Here is a 15,466-nt window from a genome sequence, read left to right on the forward strand (position 1 = left end):
TCAGAACTTGAACGAGGCCTCGACCTCGTAGGTGCGCGGCGCGCCGAGGAAGATCTGGTCGGGATAGAACGGATCGCTCCAGGCTGCGTAGCGCCTGTCGGTGACGTTGCGGATGCGCAAGGCGAGGCGCGTGCTGGTCGCGGTGGCGAACATCGGCACCTTCGGCAGATCGACGAAGGCGAACAGATCGGCGGTGGTGTAGGCGTTTAGCTTCACCGTGTTGGCATCGGTGCTCCAGCGGTCGCCGACGTGACGAACCGAGAAGCCGAGCTCGACCGGCCACCAGCCGGGATTGAGGAAGCGGTAGGAGCCGCCACCATTGACGATGATGGCGGGAATGTTGGGCGGCGTGTTGCCCGAGAACGAGCCGCCGCCCGCGAGATCATAGTCGGCATAGCGGGCGCGGACATAGGCGACGTTGCCCCATAGCTTGCTCTCCGGCGTCGGCCGCACGGCGGCCGCGACCTCGATGCCCTGCGATTTCACCTTGCCGGCGAGGTTGAGCTGCTGGCCGGCCTGGGCGCTGTAGACGTTGTTGCGCGCGATGTCGAAGGCCGAGAAGGTCCACTCCGCGCGACCGTTCCACAGCAGCTGCTTGACGCCGGTCTCGTAGCTGCGGGAGTCGGACAGCGCGAGGTTCTGCGTCGGACTCAAGATGAAGATGCTGTCGGCCGAGATGTCGGTGGCCGTCGCATATTGGCTGTAGAAGGTGGTGCCGGGTAGCGCCTCCCACGTGTAGCCGATGCGGCCGGTGACCGGCTGCCAGCTCTTCGAATAGGGGAAGCCACTTTTCACCGCGCCATTCCTGTCGACCGAGTTGCGGTCGAGCGAGAACGGATTGTAGCGCAGGCCGCCGACCAGGGCGAACGTATCGGTGAGCTTCAGCCGGTCCTCGAGGTTCAGGGCGACGCTGTCGATCGTGGCGGTCTGCAGCTGTGTCGTCAGAGTTCCAAAGACGCTCCTGTCGAACCCGACCAGCGGCACGGTGTCGTGAAAGAAATTCGCAGCGCCCGGCCGCGTGAAGTCGGTATGCGAGCTCTCGACCGAGGTGACCAAGCGGTTGGCGAGACCGAAGATGCTGCCGTTCCAGGTCATGTCGGTGGTGTTGCCGACCATGTTATGGTTGTGGTGGACGAAGAAGCGCTCGCGATCGACTCGGCCGGTGTCGGCGTTGAAGGCCGAGACCTCGTTGTTGTACCAGTCGCGGCTGGCATTGTAGTTGTAGATCTGGCTCCGCAGCCTGACGTCGTTGCTGAGGTTCCATTCGAACCCGCTGCGCACCCAGGATTCCTTGATCGTCTTGTGGCCGTCGACGACGTTGTAGTTGGTCGACAGCGTGCGGCCGTCTATCGTGACGGCGCCGAGATCGCTGCCGTTGTAGGCGGATATCTTGGTGCCCGACACGATGCCGCTGGTCGCGTTGGCGCCGCTGTAGGTGACCGGCACCAACGGCGTGCCTTCGTAGGGCTTGGCCTTGTAGTCCTTGAACTCGGCGGCAAAGAAGGTCTTGAAACTGTCGGACAGTCGGTAGTCGAGCTGGCCCGAGACATGGACGTTCTTGAACTCGGTGTCGTCGATGAAGCCGACCTCTTTCGTTCGGCTGATATCGAAGCGATAGTCCAGGCCCTCGATCGCGGTGCCGCCGCCGGAGCCAAAGCCGCTGCGGAACGTGCCGCGCTGGTCGAAGCCTATGAAAGCCTCGTTCTGGACCGGTCCGTTGTGCGGCGCCTTGGTCGCGAAGTTGATGGTGCCGCCGACCGCGCCCTGGCCGGAGATCAGCGAGGAGGGGCCTTTGAGAAACTCGACACGGTCGAGGTTGAAGGTCTCCATCGTCAGCGCGGTGAAGCCGGTCGGCCCGATGTTGATGCCATTGTAGAGGACGTTGACCTGGTTGCCCTGGAAGCCGCGCATGGCAAAGCCGACGTCGTTCGGGGCATCGCCGGCGCTGACGCCGGCGGCGCCTTTCACCGCATCGACGGTGGTGTGATAGCCCTGCTCGCGCAGCGTCGCTGCACCCACGACCTCGATCGATGCCGGCGCCTCGCGCGCGATCAGGCCCAGCCGGCCGCCGACCGCCGGAGCCGCATTGCCGTTGAGCGGCGTCGCCGCTGGGGAGGCGGAGGCGTGGGGCGATGGCGCGGCTGCCGGCGGTGGCGTCGCTGTGCCTCGGGGCATGGGGTGTACCGTCCCGCTGGCTGTTCTGACCGGTGGCGGCGAACGGCCGGCAGCCTGTCGCTGGCGCGGCGCATCGACGGTGACGTCTGGCAGCAGCGTGTCGGCCGCCGGCCTCACGCCAGGATTTGCTGCCTGCTGCGCATGGGCCAGCGGAACGGCTGCGCAGAAGACCGCCGCAACGAGCCCCGCCAACGCAATCAAACCCCGGACGTCCCGCATGCTCATTCCGATTCCCCCACCCGCGGTCCGGCCATGCCGGTGTCCGCGCCCCCTCCAGCGCTCTTGTGACCGGGACGAGAGCTAACGCAGAACGTTAGATATGTAATGTTATAACATTACATATCTTCTCTTCTGGTCAAGCCTGTCTCTGTTCGGCAACACATGCGAACGATTGGCGATTGCAACGGGTATCAGCGAGTCGGAGGGTGCGCAATGGCGCCGGCTGATACGGGTCAGATAGGGCGCGCGAGGTCCCGGCCGACGGCGATGACGAGCCAGTTGGTCGTCACGGGGCAGAAATAAACGTGCCGCCGCTCGAAGCGCGCGGCGGCACGTTCATCGGATCGCGATCGCGGATTACTTCTCCAGGCGGGCCAGCAGGCTCGACGTGTCCCAGCGCTTGCCGCCGAGCTTCTCGACCTCGGAATAGAACTGGTCGACCAGCGCGGTCACCGGCAGATGGGCGCCGTTGCGGCGCGCTTCGCTGAGGCAGATCGACAGGTCCTTGCGCATCCATTCCACCGCAAAACCAAAGTCATACTTGCCGTCGTTCATGGTCTTGTAGCGGTTCTCCATCTGCCAGGACTGGGCGGCGCCCTTGGAGATGGTCTCGATCACGGCGGGCACGTCCAAGCCCGACTTCTTCGCGAAATGGATGCCCTCGGACAGGCCCTGCACGAGGCCGGCGATGCAGATCTGGTTGACCATCTTGGTCAGCTGGCCGGAGCCCGCCGGTCCCAGCAGCTTGCACATCCGGGCATAGGCCGCGATCACCGGCTCGGCGCCGGCATAGGCATCCTGCGTGCCGCCGCACATCACCGTCAGCACGCCGTTCTCGGCGCCGGCCTGGCCGCCGGAGACGGGCGCGTCGATGAATTTGAAGCCGGCCTTGGTGGCTGCGGCATCGAGCTCCCGCGCCACTTCAGCCGACGCCGTGGTGTGGTCGACGAAGGTCGCGCCCTTGGCCATGCCGGCGAAGGCGCCGTCGGGGCCGATCGTGACCGCGCGCAGATCGTTGTCGTTGCCGACGCAGCACATCACGAAGTCCTGGCCCTCGGCGGCCTGCTTCGGCGTCGCGGCGGTCTTGCCGCCGAACTTGTCAGCCCATTCCTTCGCCTTGGCCGCGGTACGGTTGTAGACCGTGACCTCGTGACCGCCCTTCTTCACGAGATGTCCTGCCATGGGGAAACCCATGACGCCGAGACCGATGAAAGCGACTTTAGCCATATGAGCTACCTTGACCTTGGGGTTCTGCCGACAGCCTTGAGAGGGCCGGGCCGTTCTTGACGGAAAACATCAGCGGCCGGCCGGGTTCCGGCGGCGGCGCTGGACGCCGCACCATAGCCGCTTGCGAAACAGGGGCAACGGCTTCGTGACGGATGCGAAAACGTCCGCCCGTGCTAAAGAGGCATCATCATGACGGCTTGCAAAGCCGTCATCCGGCAACGAAATCCAGTCAACCAACGAACCAGCCAGGGAGTATCTCGCATGAGCGTCAGCGTCGGCGTGCTCGATCATTTCAACATCCGGACCCGCAACCTCGCCGAGACGGTGCGCTTCTATGAAGACGTGCTCGGGCTCGAGAACGGCGCCCGGCCGAACTTCGCCTTTCCTGGCGCCTGGATGTACAGCGAGGGCCGCCCGGTGGTGCACCTGGTCGACATCTCGCCGACCTCGGAGGCACAGAAGCCGGACTCTGGCGTCGTCCACCATGTCGCCTTTGTCAGCCGCGGCTTTGCCGGCATGAAGGCGCGGCTCGCCGCCAAGGGCATGCCGTTCGATGCCCGCCAGGTGCCCGGCGGCGAGCTGTGGCAGATCTTCGTGCGCGACCCCAACGGCGTGACGATCGAGCTCAATTACGAGGCGGCCAAGGAGCAGGCCGACGACGCGCCGGTGGAGACCGCCGGCGACATCGGAACCAAGGTGGCGTTTTGAGCCGGCCGGCTTTATGAGGCAGCGCAACGCAGGGCCGGGGCGGTCCCGTCGCGGACGACGGAAGATCATGTCCGGTCAACAGGATAGGGCGCGACGATGTGGCGCGTTCTGAACTTCTTCAGGAGACGCGCCGTGAGCGTGACGCAGCAGCAGGTTATCGAGGCACTCAAGCGGGTCCGCTCGCCACGCGGCGTGGCGCTGCCGGACGCCGGCGTGCTGTCGCCGATCACGGCCAATGACGGCAAGGTGTTCTTCTCGATCAATGTCGAGGCCAGCGAGGCCCGCGCCTGGGAAGACACCCGCGCGAAAGCCGAAGCCGCCGTGCGCGCCATTCCCGGCGTGACCATGGCAATGATCGCGCTGACCGCCGAGCGCAAGGCGGGCGCTGCCGCCCCGCCGCCGCGACAGGGCGGCGTGCAGCCGGTCGCGGCGCATCGTCCGCATCAGCACCAGCATCCGGCCGACTCGCCGATGTCCCGGCAGGCTCCGATCCCGGGCATCGCGGCGGTCATCGCCGTCGCCTCCGGAAAGGGCGGTGTCGGCAAGTCGACCACCGCGATCAATCTCGCGCTGGGCCTGCGCGACCTCGGCCTCAAGGTCGGGCTGCTCGACGCCGACATCTACGGCCCCTCGGTGCCGCGGCTGACCGGCCTGCAGGAAAAGCCCAAGCTCACCGACGACAAGAAGATGATTCCGCTGTCGCGGTTCGGCCTGTCGATCATGTCGATCGGCTTTCTCGTCGACGAGGACAGCCCGATGATCTGGCGCGGCCCGATGGTGATGTCGGCGATCAACCAGATGCTGCGCGACGTCGCCTGGGGCACGCTCGACGTGCTCGTCGTCGACATGCCGCCGGGCACCGGCGATGCCCAGCTGACCCTGGCGCAGAACGTGCCGCTGAAGGGTGCCGTGATCGTGTCGACGCCGCAGGACCTGTCGCTGATCGACGCCCGCCGCGGGCTTGCGATGTTCCGCAAGGTCAACGTGCCCGTGCTCGGCATCATCGAGAACATGAGCTACTTCCAGTGCCCGCAATGCGGCACCCGGTCCGACATCTTCGGTCATGGCGGCGCGCGCCACGAGGCCGAGCGGCTCGGCGTGCCGTTCCTCGGCGAGATCCCGTTGCACATGGACATCCGCTCGACGTCGGACGCCGGCAACCCGGTGGTCGAGAGCGAGCCGAAGGGTCCGCATGCCGCGATCTACCGGGCCATCGCCGCGTCGGTGCGGGATCAGCTCAAGGACGCCATCGTCGCTGCTTGATGCACTGCAGCGAAGCGCGTGCGACTATTGGACCGTTTGTCATTCCAACGTCGCGTTTTCGCTTAACCGGTTCCGTGCTAAAGCCCGGCCCGGATCGCCTTCGACCGTGTGCGGCCAATCGCATCGGCGGATAAATGCTTTTTCAACGGGAAACGCCCCCAACAAGGAGATGCCCTAATATGAAGCGTCGTGATTTTCTGAAGGTTTCGGCCGCCGGTGCCGCGGCGACGGGGGCCATCGCCTCGCCGGCGATCGCGCAGTCGTCGCCCGAGATCAAGTGGCGGTTGACCTCGAGCTTCCCGAAGTCGCTCGACACGATCTATGGCGGCGCCACCGAGCTGGCCAAGTACGTCGCCGAAATGACCGACAACAAGTTCCAGATCCAGGTGTTCGCGGCCGGCGAAATCGTTCCCGGCCTACAGGCGCTGGACGCGACCGCCAACGGCACCGTCGAGATGTGCCACACGGTGTCGTATTACTACGTCGGCAAGGACCCGACCTTCGCGATCTTCGCTTCGGTGCCGTTCGGCCTCAATGCCCGGCAGCAGAACTCCTGGCTGTATCAGGGCGGCGGCAACGAGCTCGCCAACGAGTTCTACAAGAAGTTCGGCGTGATCGGCTTTCCCTGCGGCAACACCGGCACCCAGATGGGCGGTTGGTTCCGCAAGGAGATCAAGACCGCCGCCGACCTCTCGGGCCTGAAATTCCGCATCGGCGGCATCGCCGGCCAGGTGCTGCAGAAGCTCGGCGTCGTGCCGCAGCAGCTCGCCGGTGGCGACATCTACCCGGCGCTGGAGAAGGGCACCATCGACGCGGCCGAGTGGGTCGGCCCCTATGACGACGAGAAGCTCGGCTTCCAGAAGGTGGCCAAGTACTACTACTATCCGGGTTGGTGGGAAGGCGGTCCGACCGTCCATGCCTACACCAACCTGGACAAGTGGAATTCGCTGCCCAAGAGCTACCAGGCGATCCTGACCAACGCGACCATGGCCGCGAACACTTGGATGGCGGCGCGCTACGACATGCAGAACCCGTCGGCGCTGAAGCGCCTGGTCGCCGGCGGCACCCAGTTGCGTCCTTTCACGAACGAGGTGCTGGAAGCCTGTCTCAAGGCGACCAACGAGCTTTGGGGCGAGATCTCGGCCAAGAATCCCGACTTCAAGAAGTCGATCGATGCCATGCAGGCCTACCGCTCGGACGAATATCTGTGGTGGCAGGTCGCCGAATACACCTACGACAGCTTCATGATCCGCTCGCGCACCCGCGGCTGATCTTCAGCATTTCGATCGGCGGATAGACATTGAGCCCGGCCTCGCAAGAGGCCGGGCTTTTGCGTTGCATTGCGACATCGTTTTGCAATGGCACTCCGACGCACTTTGATCCACACTGGAACTAAGCCTCGCAAGAAGGCTGCCCAGGAAACGAACACAATCACCCCAAGGGAGGAAAGAGCATGAAGCGGAGAGACTTCATCAAGGTCACCGGGCTCGGCGCTGCCGGCGCCGCCGCGATCGCATCGCCCGCGATCGCGCAATCGATGCCGGAGATCAAATGGCGCATGACCACGAGCTGGCCGAAATCGCTCGACACGCTGCATGGCGGCGCCGAGATCATGGCCAAGATGATTGGTGAGGCGACCGACAACAAATTCCAGATCCAGACCTTCGCAGCCGGCGAGATCGTGCCCGGCCTGCAGGTGCTCGACGCCGTGCAGAACGGCACCGTCGAGATGGGCCACACCGCGTCCTACTATTATTTCGGCAAGGACCCGACCTTCACCTTCGGCTCGGCGGTGCCGTTCGGCCCGAACATGCGCATCAACCAGGCCTGGTACCTGATGGGCGGGGGCAAGGAGATCCTCAACGAGTTCTACAAGAGCTACAACGTCACCTCGCTGCTGGCCGGCAACACCGGCTGCCAGATGGGCGGCTGGTTCCGCAAGGAGGTCAACTCCGTCGACGATCTCAACGGCATGAAATTCCGCATCGGCGGTTTTGCCGGGCGGGTGCTGCAGAAGCTCGGCGCGGTGCCGCAGCAGATCGCCGGCGGCGACATCTATCCGGCGCTGGAGAAGGGCACGATCGACGCCGCCGAATGGGTCGGTCCCTATGACGACGAGAAGCTCGGCCTCTACAAGGTCGCGCCGCACTACTACTTCCCCGGCTGGTGGGAGGGCGGGCCGATGCTGCTCGCCATGATCAATCTCGACAAGTGGAACGCGCTGCCCAAGCACTATCAGAAGCTGCTTGAGCAGGCCGGCCACTACTCCAACAACTGGATGATGGCCAAGTACGATTCCGCCAACCCGCTGGCGCTGCGCAAGCTGATCGCCGGCGGCGCCAAGCTGCATCCGTTCCCGGTCCCGGTCATGGAAGCCTCGTTCAAGGCCGCCAAGGAGCTGCATGCCGAGGTCGCCGCCGGCAATCCAAACTTCAAGAAGGCGCTGGACTCGCTCACGGCCTATTCGGGTGCGGGCTATTCCTGGTTCCAGGTCGCCGAGGTCGGCTACGACAACTTCATGGCCCGGCGGTCGCAGAGCTGAGCGAGATTCCGTCGTTGCGAGCGCAGCGAGGCAATCCAGGGCTGCGCGCGTGCCCCTGGATTGCTTCGGCGCAAGGGCGCCTCGCAATGACGCGCTGATAGAGACGGTCCCAAACAGGTCCCAAACAAAAGAGGCGGCCCCAAACAAAAACCCCGGAAGCGGAGCTTCCGGGGTTTTCTTCATTCGGTCGGAGCCGCCGTCTACTGCTTCGGCGCGCCGAAATCCAGCGGCGGCAGATCGATCTGCGGCACCTCGATCTTGACCTTGTCGAGGTCGACCTGGACCGGCTTGTCGAGCAGGCCGGTCACCGTGACCGGGAACGCGATTACGAGCAGCACCATGATCGCCTGCAGGCCGATCCATGGCATCGCGCCCCAATAGATGTCGGAGCTCTTCACTTCCTTCGGCGCGACGCCGCGCAGGTAGAACAGCGCGAAGCCGAACGGCGGATGCAGGAACGAGGTCTGCATGTTCACGCACAGCATGACGCCGAACCAGATCAGGGCGGCCTCCGGGCCGACCACCGGCGCCAGGATCTTCTGCGCGATCGGTGCGATCATCGGCAGGATGATGAAGGCGATCTCGAAGAAGTCGAGGAAGAAGGCCAGGAAGAAGATGAAGATGTTGATGAAGATCAGGAAGCCCCAGACGCCGCCGGGCAGGGAGGTGAGCAGGTGCTCCAGCCATTCGCCGCCGGAGACGCCCTGGAACACCACCGAGAAGCAGGTCGAGCCGATCAGGATGAAAGTGACCATGCAGGTGATGCGCATGGTTGTCTCGTAGCCCTGCTTGATCAGGTCGCGCAGGTCGGGGAGGGCGACGGCGCGGATGCAGAGCCAGGCAACCGCGAGATAGGTGACCGCGAAAGAGAGCTTGAACGCGAGGTTCTCGGTGAACAGCATCGCGATGATGGTGCCGATGCCGGCGGCGACGACGCCGACGATCAGGATGCTGCGATCGCTTTTGGTGAACTCCTTGTGGTGGATCACCGCCAGCACGATCGCGCCGACCGCGCCCATGGCGCCGGCTTCCGTCGGCGTGGCCAGGCCCATCATCATGGTGCCGAGCACGACAAAGATCAGCACCGCCGAGGGAATGATGCCCATCAGGCACTTCTTCCACAGCGCCCAGCCGGTCAGCGTACGCGCCTCCTTCGGCACCGGCGGCAGGTGGCCCGGCTTGACCAGGCCGAGCGCGAAGGTGTAGCCGGCGAACAGCACGACCTGGAAGATCGAGGGGCCCCAGGCGCCGAGATACATGTCGCCGACCGACTTGCCGAGCTGGTCGGCCAGCACGATCAGCACCAGTGACGGCGGCACCAGCTGGGTGATGGTGCCGGACGCCGCGAGCACGCCGGTGATGTAGCGCATGTTGTAGCCGTAGCGCATCATCACGGGCATCGAGATCATCGCCATCGCGATCACCTGTGCCGCCACCGTCCCGGTGATGGCGCCGAGGATGAAGCCGACGATGATGACGGAATAGCCGAGGCCGCCTCGGATCGGCCCGAATAGCTGGCCCATCGAATCCAGCATGTCCTCGGCGAGCCCGCATCTCTCCAGGATCGCACCCATGAAGGTGAAGAACGGGATCGCGAGCAGCAGGTCGTTGGCGAGCACGCTGCCGAAGATGCGGCCCGGAATCGCCTGCAGGAAGTTGAGGTCGAAGAACCCTAAGTCGATGGCGAGGAAGCCGAACGACAGGCCGACGGCGGCGAGCGTGAACGCCACCGGGAAGCCGATCAGCATCGCCAGGACCAGGCCGCCGAACATCAGCGGCGGCATCATCTCCAGCGTAATCATTGCGTCGGCCTCTCGTATTTGGCGTCGATCGTCACTTCACCGCGCAGCGCGGCGGCGCGCTTGATCACCTCGGAGAGGCCCTGCAGCGCCAGCATCACGAAGCCCGCGGGGATGGCGAACTTCACCGGCCAGCGAAGCAGGCCGCCGGCATTGGCCGACATCTCGTTGACCGAATAGGACTGCATGAAGAACGGCCAGGACAGGTAGGCCAGCAGCAGGCAGGTCGGGATCAGGAAGAACAGCGTGCCGATCAGATCGAGCCAGAGTTGGCCGCGCTCGGACAGATAGAGATAGAGCAGCTCCACCCGAACATGCTCGTTGCGCCGGAAGGTGTAGGAGGCGCCGAACATGACCAGCAGCGCGAACATGTACCACTGCAATTCCAGCCAGCCGTTCGACGAGTAGCTGAAGGCATAGCGGATCATGGCGTTGATCGCGCTGACCAGGCAGGCCAGCAGCACCATGACATTGCAGACGTAACCGATCTTTTCGTTGAGCTGATCGATGGCGTTACTGATTGCCAACAAGGGGCGCATCATTGTCTCCGCTGCGGGCGCTGTCAGACGAGCGCGCCTGAGCTCTCAGGAGGCACGGCTTCGCGATCACGCAGAACGTGCATGTCGTCATGACGGCGCGCTTGAAGCGAATCCAACGAAACGTCCTCCCCCTCGATGCCTTCAGCTCTTGTTCGGCGCTTGTATGAAGGGCGAGCGCCCATCGGCCGCGCTGGGCCTGAAAGCGGGGGCACCATTTCAGCGCGCCGTCCTGCCGTCAATCGGAAAATGGACACATTGACGCGCCGGCAACAGTCTGGCGGCGCTGGCTAAACCCGGGTTCGGGGGGCGGCGTCCGGCCTGCCGAAAGAGCGGGCAGTTCGCTGCCGGCCGTCCATCGCTCCGATGGGGGCGGCCGTGGAGGATGGTCGCGTGGGCTGTCTGGGGCGGAGCGCGGGATCAGAATGTGGTGTGGTGATCCGGCGAGGCGTCTGATCCCCGGCAAGGGAATGTTGGCGTGGGGCCACAAGCTGGATAAAAGCGTCGTCGTGGACGTTTGATGCAGGGACCAACCGGATGAGCAAGCCGAGCAAGACCGAAGCCGAACTGATCGCGATGGCGGTGGCCGAGCTGAAGGCTCATACCGAGTACGCCGAGGGCATTCTCATCGCGGTCGTGCGGGACGGAAATTCCTGGGAGTTTCGCGCCAGTGCCGATCAGGAGACGATCGGCAGGCCCGGCTATCCCGAATGCGTCGCCATGTTGGTCCAGATTGGAGACCATCTGTCGAAGCAGTACGCGCTCCAGGAGAAGTGAAATGGCTTCGTGACCGCTGGCGGCGGGCACTCCGACACCGTCGAACCCGCAGGCATCTGGGGATGCCTGGGGCCTGACCCGACGCGGCGAGCCTCCTCAAAAATCAAAAAAACCGGCCGCGCCGCCTGATGTGCGGCGCTACAGCACCACCACGCCGGAATGCTTGGCCTTGTTCTCTGGTTCGACGTGGATGGTGATCCAGCTGTGCTCGTCGTGCTCGCGCAAGGCGGCCTCGATCCGGTCGCAGATTTCGTGCGCCTGGTTGACCGACATCTCGCCGGGCACCACGAGGTGGAACTCGATGAAGGTCAGCTTGCCGGCATGGCGGGTCCGGACATCATGGGCCTCCAGCGCGCCGCCGGCATGCTGACTGATGATCAGGCGAATGCGCGCCAGCGTGGCGTCCGGGACCGCTTCATCCATCAGCCCGCTGGTGGATTCCTTCAGCACCTGCCATCCCGACCACAGGATGTTCACGGCGACCAGCACGGCCAGCGCCGGATCGAGGATCGGCAGCTGCAACATCACCGCGAGGCCGAGGCCGACCACGACGCCGCCCGAGGACACGACGTCCGTCAGCAGATGGCGTCCGTCGGCCACCAGCGCCGGCGACCGCAGCCGCTTGCCACGCGTGATCAACAGCCAGCACCAGACCGCATTGATCGCGCTCGCCAGCCCATTCACCGCGAGCCCTTCGACGGGCGCCGAAAACGGCCGCGGATTGAAGAAATTCCCGTAAGCCTCATGGATGATGAGCAGCGCCGCCACGACGATCATGACGCCCTCGATCACCGCGCTGAAATACTCCACCTTGTGGTGGCCGAACGGATGGTTGGCGTCGGCGGGCTTGGCTGCGATGCGCACCGCGACGAGCGCGACGGCGGCGGTGACGACGTTGACGATGCTCTCGAGGGCGTCCGAGTACAGCGCGACCGAGCCGGTGATCCAATAGGCAAGATACTTCAGGCCGAGCACGATCGTTCCGACCACGAGGCTGCCGATGGCGAGCTTGAGCGATTGCGAGGCCATGATGTCCTGATCCGATCCCGCGCTGGGGTACTCAACGCTGCGGCGGAACGCAACCTCCGCTGCCGGCCGCTCGCTATCGGAAAAGCTGATATCCTCGGTTCATCGCCGTCGCGAATGCGCCGGGCGCGGCGTTGCCGCGAGCGCAATATGATCTGTGGAAAACAGAAAGGCCGCGCCCACGGACATGGGCGCGGCCTTGTCGCGGCAACGCCAACAGGAATGACGCCGCCGACTACTTCTCTTTGATGACCGTGGTGGTGCTGGTGGAGCTGCCGACCGTGCCTTCGTCCTCGCAGACCTTGGTCTGGCGGATGCGGTCCTCGGCTTCCACGCGGCTGGTGAACGCCATCGGTCCGATCTGCGTGACGACCTCGCGGTCGGCGGGGCGAGTGGTGGTGATGGTGCAGCGATGGCTCGGTCCCTGCACGATGTAATACTCGTCCGCGAGCACTGGCGCGACCGATCCGATGATCACTGCGCCGGCAAGAAGAAGGGGTGCTTTCATTGTCGCCTCTCTTTCCAAGAACAGCCAAAAGGGGAGCGGGATTCGATGAGGAGTTTTCTGCCTCATCGTTCGATGCTCCGCCTTTGCAACTCGGCCGGCTGGTCGGGGTTCCGGTACGCCACGCGCAGCCTGTGTTGATGCGATGCAGTGTCGGCAGCGATGGACGCGAGATCCCGTCAGGATCCAGCGACACGCGCGCACGCCCGCCGTGGCGCGCTTGCCAGTGTCCCAAGCGCGTCGCGCCGCGGTTGGCAGGCGAACATCGATCACGACCTCGTCCGTGCATCGACGGACGTCGCGATATCGACGAGCCGGCGCACTGGCGGCGGTAGCGATTCAGAGCAGCCTGACGGTCACCTTCGCCTTGCCGGTGTTGTTCGGATAGAATGCATCGTACACCCAGGGCAGCCCGATCACCGCGTCGTTGACATAGAGGAACAGCTCACCGCCGCGCTCGGCCTTGAACCTCGCCTTGTAGGCCTGAGGCGTCGTGTTGGGGGCGGGAACGGGGTCGAGGAAATATTCGTCGACTCCCGTCTCGCCGACCCTGGCGATCAGCCGATACCAGGGCCGGAAGAGAACGCGGCGCAGCAGGATGCCTGCGTAGAACGTCCCGCGGGCGTAGCCCCGGACCGTCGAGGTGCGATAGCCGGCGGGCGTGACCGGATGCCCGGCGTCCTCCCACGGGTCGGTCATGGTGACGACGATCTCGTAGGAGAAGCCGGGACGGACTCTCAACCCGGTGGGAGCGCAAACCGCATCGGTCGAGAAATCCCTGGCATCCTGCGGAATGCCTTTGTCGACCGCGACGAGCTCGTGGGCAGGGGTGCCATGGCAGAAGGCGCCCATCGAGTCCGCGGCGTTGAACAGGACATGGCTGATCAGCGTGGCCGCGAGCCAGACGGTGCCGAGCGCGAGCAGCAACGGGCCGACATGCCGCTTGCCGTTCCTGATGGCGAACTGATAGGCGCGATTGGTCCGGAGGGCGTAGATGGCTTGATGCATCGGGCCGGACAGCATCGGGGGCGCTGCTCGTTCGCGCCAGATCACGCGCATCAGGTCGCTGATGCGGTCGCTGAGGAATGTCCCGGCCGCAATCAGCGCGACGAGGATGATGATCCCGCCGGCGAACCATTCGGGATTGGCGGCATACCAGTCCGTCCACCAGTGCAGCGATGTCGGCAGGAACGATTCGACCAGCCGGACCGCCTCGGAGACCATCCTGATGCGCGAGTCGTATTCGTGCGTGCGATCGAGGTCGTGGAACAGCCAGAAGGCCGCGAGGTGGAGGGAGGCCGCCAGCGTCGCGAAATAAGCGAGACGTCTGAACCACACCAGATTCCACAGCTTTTCCTGGGCCGCGAACCGGGCGGCCGCTCCGGCCGGCGTTTCGAACGTGGTCGGCCCGAGAGGCGCCAGCGTGCCGTCGTAGCGGACGATGACGTAGGTGTCCGGCAAGCCGATGGGCGCATAGGCATTGCAGCCGCTGTCGATGCGGTCGAAGACGCTTTCGTGAATCTTCGGCATCGACACCTGGACGCCCGCCGCCGGGTCGTTGCACAGCTCCGACACCTTGCGCGGGCCGTATCGATAATAGGAGCCGAGCCCGGAGCGCGAGTTGTAGAGTCGGCCGTCCTTGTCCTGTGACGTGACGATCGACTTGATCGCATCCGGATCGGCCTCGGGCGCGGTCTTGAAGACCAAGCCGCGTTTGACGGCCTCGTCCACGAGCCAGGTCAGGGGGACGTAGGAGAGGGAATCGTCCGGATAGCCGCCGCCGACATTGGCGTGCATGCCGACGAACCAGACCTGCACCAGTCTTTCGTCATCGATCGTTTTGGCATCCTGCGGCTTGGTCTCACCCGCCTCGGTCCAGAGCACCGGATGGAAGGTCGTCCTCTCGTCGTCGAGCGCGAGTGCGTGGCGCGCGCATGTCACCCGCGGACTGAGCACGCGGTTGGGGAGCTCGAGCGGCCACACCCAGTTGGAGATGCCCCGCGTCATCTCGTCGATCGGAAGTCCATAGGCCGCGACGGTGTCCCACAGCCCGATGAACTCGATCGCCGGGAGGCTTTTTCGCACGATGAGGTCGAGCGATTTGCGGCCCATGATGCGGTCGATCACCGGCACCAGCATTTTGTCGCGAAGCCAGCGGAACAGCACCTCGATCCGCCAGATCGAATGGTATCCCTTGGCGCGATAGGCGCGATAGGCCTTCACGGCGCCGTCGTGCAGCTCAGCCTCGGTGTCGGCAACGATCAGCCCCTGATCGAGCATCAGCGCGGCGAGCACCCGGACGGTGAAGGCGCCGCGGCTGAAGCCGAACAAATAGATCTTCGAGCCGTCCGCGTGGTCGTAGTTGCGGCAGACGAACTTATAGGCATCCAGGATGTTGCGCTTGAGACCGAAGCCGAACGCGCCGCCGAGCAGGGCGAGCGGAACGAACGACGATGTGCCGACGCCGTCATCATACTTGGCCGCCTGGGCATTGCCCTGCAGGTCGAGCGCCTGGAACATGCGCCAGACGTTGGTTCGCCACACGCTCGAGGCGGCGTTGCCGGTCCCGTCGGACAGGATGATGATCTTGGGACTCGCCATGCAAAGGACCCCGCTCGACATTCAGAGCCGAGGAGCGGAAGCGTAAACCGCGCGGGGGAGAAATCAACCTGAGATGGTATGGCGCCTT

Annotated in this window: 12 protein-coding genes; 5 read left to right on the forward strand and 7 right to left on the reverse strand. The window is 64.7% G+C overall.

Going from position 1 to position 15,466, the window contains the following annotated elements; genetic code table 11:
• Both QX135_RS15295 and QX135_RS15300 read right to left on the reverse strand, forming a co-directional pair.
• The gene (locus tag QX135_RS15295; RefSeq protein ID WP_316180587.1) at positions 1-2,400 is read right to left on the reverse strand and encodes a TonB-dependent receptor; all 2,400 of its coding nucleotides are present in this window, start codon (positions 2,398-2,400) and stop codon (positions 1-3) included.
• A gap of 351 nt (positions 2,401-2,751) precedes the next feature.
• On the reverse strand, positions 2,752-3,621 hold the full coding sequence (locus QX135_RS15300; RefSeq protein ID WP_316180585.1) for an NAD(P)-dependent oxidoreductase: 870 nt from the start codon (positions 3,619-3,621) through the stop codon (positions 2,752-2,754).
• Between the two features lie 261 nt (positions 3,622-3,882).
• Here QX135_RS15300 and QX135_RS15305 point away from each other — a divergent pair, with 261 nt between their 5' ends.
• From QX135_RS15305 to QX135_RS15320, 4 genes are all read left to right on the forward strand, one after another.
• A complete protein-coding gene (locus tag QX135_RS15305; protein WP_316180583.1) occupies positions 3,883-4,329 on the forward strand; it encodes a VOC family protein in 447 nt (148 codons plus the stop codon).
• Between the two features lie 132 nt (positions 4,330-4,461).
• Positions 4,462-5,592 (forward strand): Mrp/NBP35 family ATP-binding protein, encoded by a 1,131-nt coding sequence (locus QX135_RS15310; RefSeq protein ID WP_316180581.1) that lies wholly within the window; start codon positions 4,462-4,464, stop codon positions 5,590-5,592.
• Between the two features lie 134 nt (positions 5,593-5,726).
• Positions 5,727-6,863 (forward strand): TRAP transporter substrate-binding protein, encoded by a 1,137-nt coding sequence (locus QX135_RS15315; RefSeq protein ID WP_409997703.1) that lies wholly within the window; start codon positions 5,727-5,729, stop codon positions 6,861-6,863.
• A 182-nt stretch (positions 6,864-7,045) separates the two neighbouring features.
• Positions 7,046-8,134: an ABC transporter substrate-binding protein gene (locus tag QX135_RS15320; RefSeq protein ID WP_316234145.1), complete on the forward strand. Its 1,089-nt coding sequence runs from the start codon at positions 7,046-7,048 to the stop codon at positions 8,132-8,134.
• A gap of 200 nt (positions 8,135-8,334) precedes the next feature.
• Here the strand turns inward: QX135_RS15320 and QX135_RS15325 are convergent, their stop codons facing one another.
• Together QX135_RS15325 and QX135_RS15330 are read right to left on the reverse strand one after the other, a co-directional pair.
• Positions 8,335-9,936 (reverse strand): TRAP transporter large permease subunit, encoded by a 1,602-nt coding sequence (locus tag QX135_RS15325; protein ID WP_316231208.1) that lies wholly within the window; start codon positions 9,934-9,936, stop codon positions 8,335-8,337.
• The gene (locus tag QX135_RS15330) at positions 9,933-10,472 is read right to left on the reverse strand and encodes a TRAP transporter small permease subunit (protein WP_316234146.1); all 540 of its coding nucleotides are present in this window, start codon (positions 10,470-10,472) and stop codon (positions 9,933-9,935) included. Before QX135_RS15330 ends, QX135_RS15325 begins: the two co-directional genes overlap by 4 nt.
• Positions 10,473-11,006: 534 nt before the next feature.
• On the opposite strand from QX135_RS15330, the gene QX135_RS15335 reads away from it, so the two are divergent.
• Positions 11,007-11,246, forward strand: coding sequence for a hypothetical protein (locus QX135_RS15335; protein WP_315739621.1), 240 nt, complete (start codon positions 11,007-11,009; stop codon positions 11,244-11,246).
• Positions 11,247-11,384: 138 nt separating this feature from the next.
• On the opposite strand, the gene QX135_RS15340 is transcribed toward QX135_RS15335, so the two are convergent.
• The 3 genes from QX135_RS15340 to QX135_RS15350 form a co-directional block, all read right to left on the reverse strand.
• Positions 11,385-12,275, reverse strand: a complete 891-nt coding sequence (locus QX135_RS15340) for a cation diffusion facilitator family transporter (protein WP_315739622.1) — start codon at positions 12,273-12,275, stop codon at positions 11,385-11,387.
• 232 nt (positions 12,276-12,507) lie between these two features.
• Positions 12,508-12,780, reverse strand: coding sequence for a hypothetical protein (locus tag QX135_RS15345; RefSeq protein ID WP_315717640.1), 273 nt, complete (start codon positions 12,778-12,780; stop codon positions 12,508-12,510).
• A 336-nt stretch (positions 12,781-13,116) separates the two neighbouring features.
• Positions 13,117-15,378 (reverse strand): DUF2235 domain-containing protein, encoded by a 2,262-nt coding sequence (locus QX135_RS15350; RefSeq protein WP_316234147.1) that lies wholly within the window; start codon positions 15,376-15,378, stop codon positions 13,117-13,119.
• Positions 15,379-15,466 lie beyond the last annotated feature (88 nt).

The sequence above is a fragment of the Bradyrhizobium sp. SZCCHNR1098 genome, assembly GCF_032489375.1.
In the GTDB taxonomy this organism is placed as follows: Bacteria; Pseudomonadota; Alphaproteobacteria; order Rhizobiales; family Xanthobacteraceae; genus Bradyrhizobium.

What these genes read in the sequence shown, in the direction of transcription:
- QX135_RS15295 (WP_316180587.1), bottom strand. Translation starts at nt 2,400, where the DNA reads ATGAGCATGCGGGACGTCCGGGGTTTGATTGCGTTGGCGGGGCTCGTT.
- QX135_RS15300 (WP_316180585.1), bottom strand. Translation starts at nt 3,621, where the DNA reads ATGGCTAAAGTCGCTTTCATCGGTCTCGGCGTCATGGGTTTCCCCATG.
- QX135_RS15305 (WP_316180583.1), top strand. Translation starts at nt 3,883, where the DNA reads ATGAGCGTCAGCGTCGGCGTGCTCGATCATTTCAACATCCGGACCCGC.
- QX135_RS15315 (WP_409997703.1), top strand. Translation starts at nt 5,727, where the DNA reads ATGCTTTTTCAACGGGAAACGCCCCCAACAAGGAGATGCCCTAATATG.
- QX135_RS15320 (WP_316234145.1), top strand. Translation starts at nt 7,046, where the DNA reads ATGAAGCGGAGAGACTTCATCAAGGTCACCGGGCTCGGCGCTGCCGGC.
- QX135_RS15325 (WP_316231208.1), bottom strand. Translation starts at nt 9,936, where the DNA reads ATGATTACGCTGGAGATGATGCCGCCGCTGATGTTCGGCGGCCTGGTC.
- QX135_RS15330 (WP_316234146.1), bottom strand. Translation starts at nt 10,472, where the DNA reads ATGCGCCCCTTGTTGGCAATCAGTAACGCCATCGATCAGCTCAACGAA.
- QX135_RS15335 (WP_315739621.1), top strand. Translation starts at nt 11,007, where the DNA reads ATGAGCAAGCCGAGCAAGACCGAAGCCGAACTGATCGCGATGGCGGTG.
- QX135_RS15340 (WP_315739622.1), bottom strand. Translation starts at nt 12,275, where the DNA reads ATGGCCTCGCAATCGCTCAAGCTCGCCATCGGCAGCCTCGTGGTCGGA.
- QX135_RS15345 (WP_315717640.1), bottom strand. Translation starts at nt 12,780, where the DNA reads ATGAAAGCACCCCTTCTTCTTGCCGGCGCAGTGATCATCGGATCGGTC.
- QX135_RS15350 (WP_316234147.1), bottom strand. Translation starts at nt 15,378, where the DNA reads ATGGCGAGTCCCAAGATCATCATCCTGTCCGACGGGACCGGCAACGCC.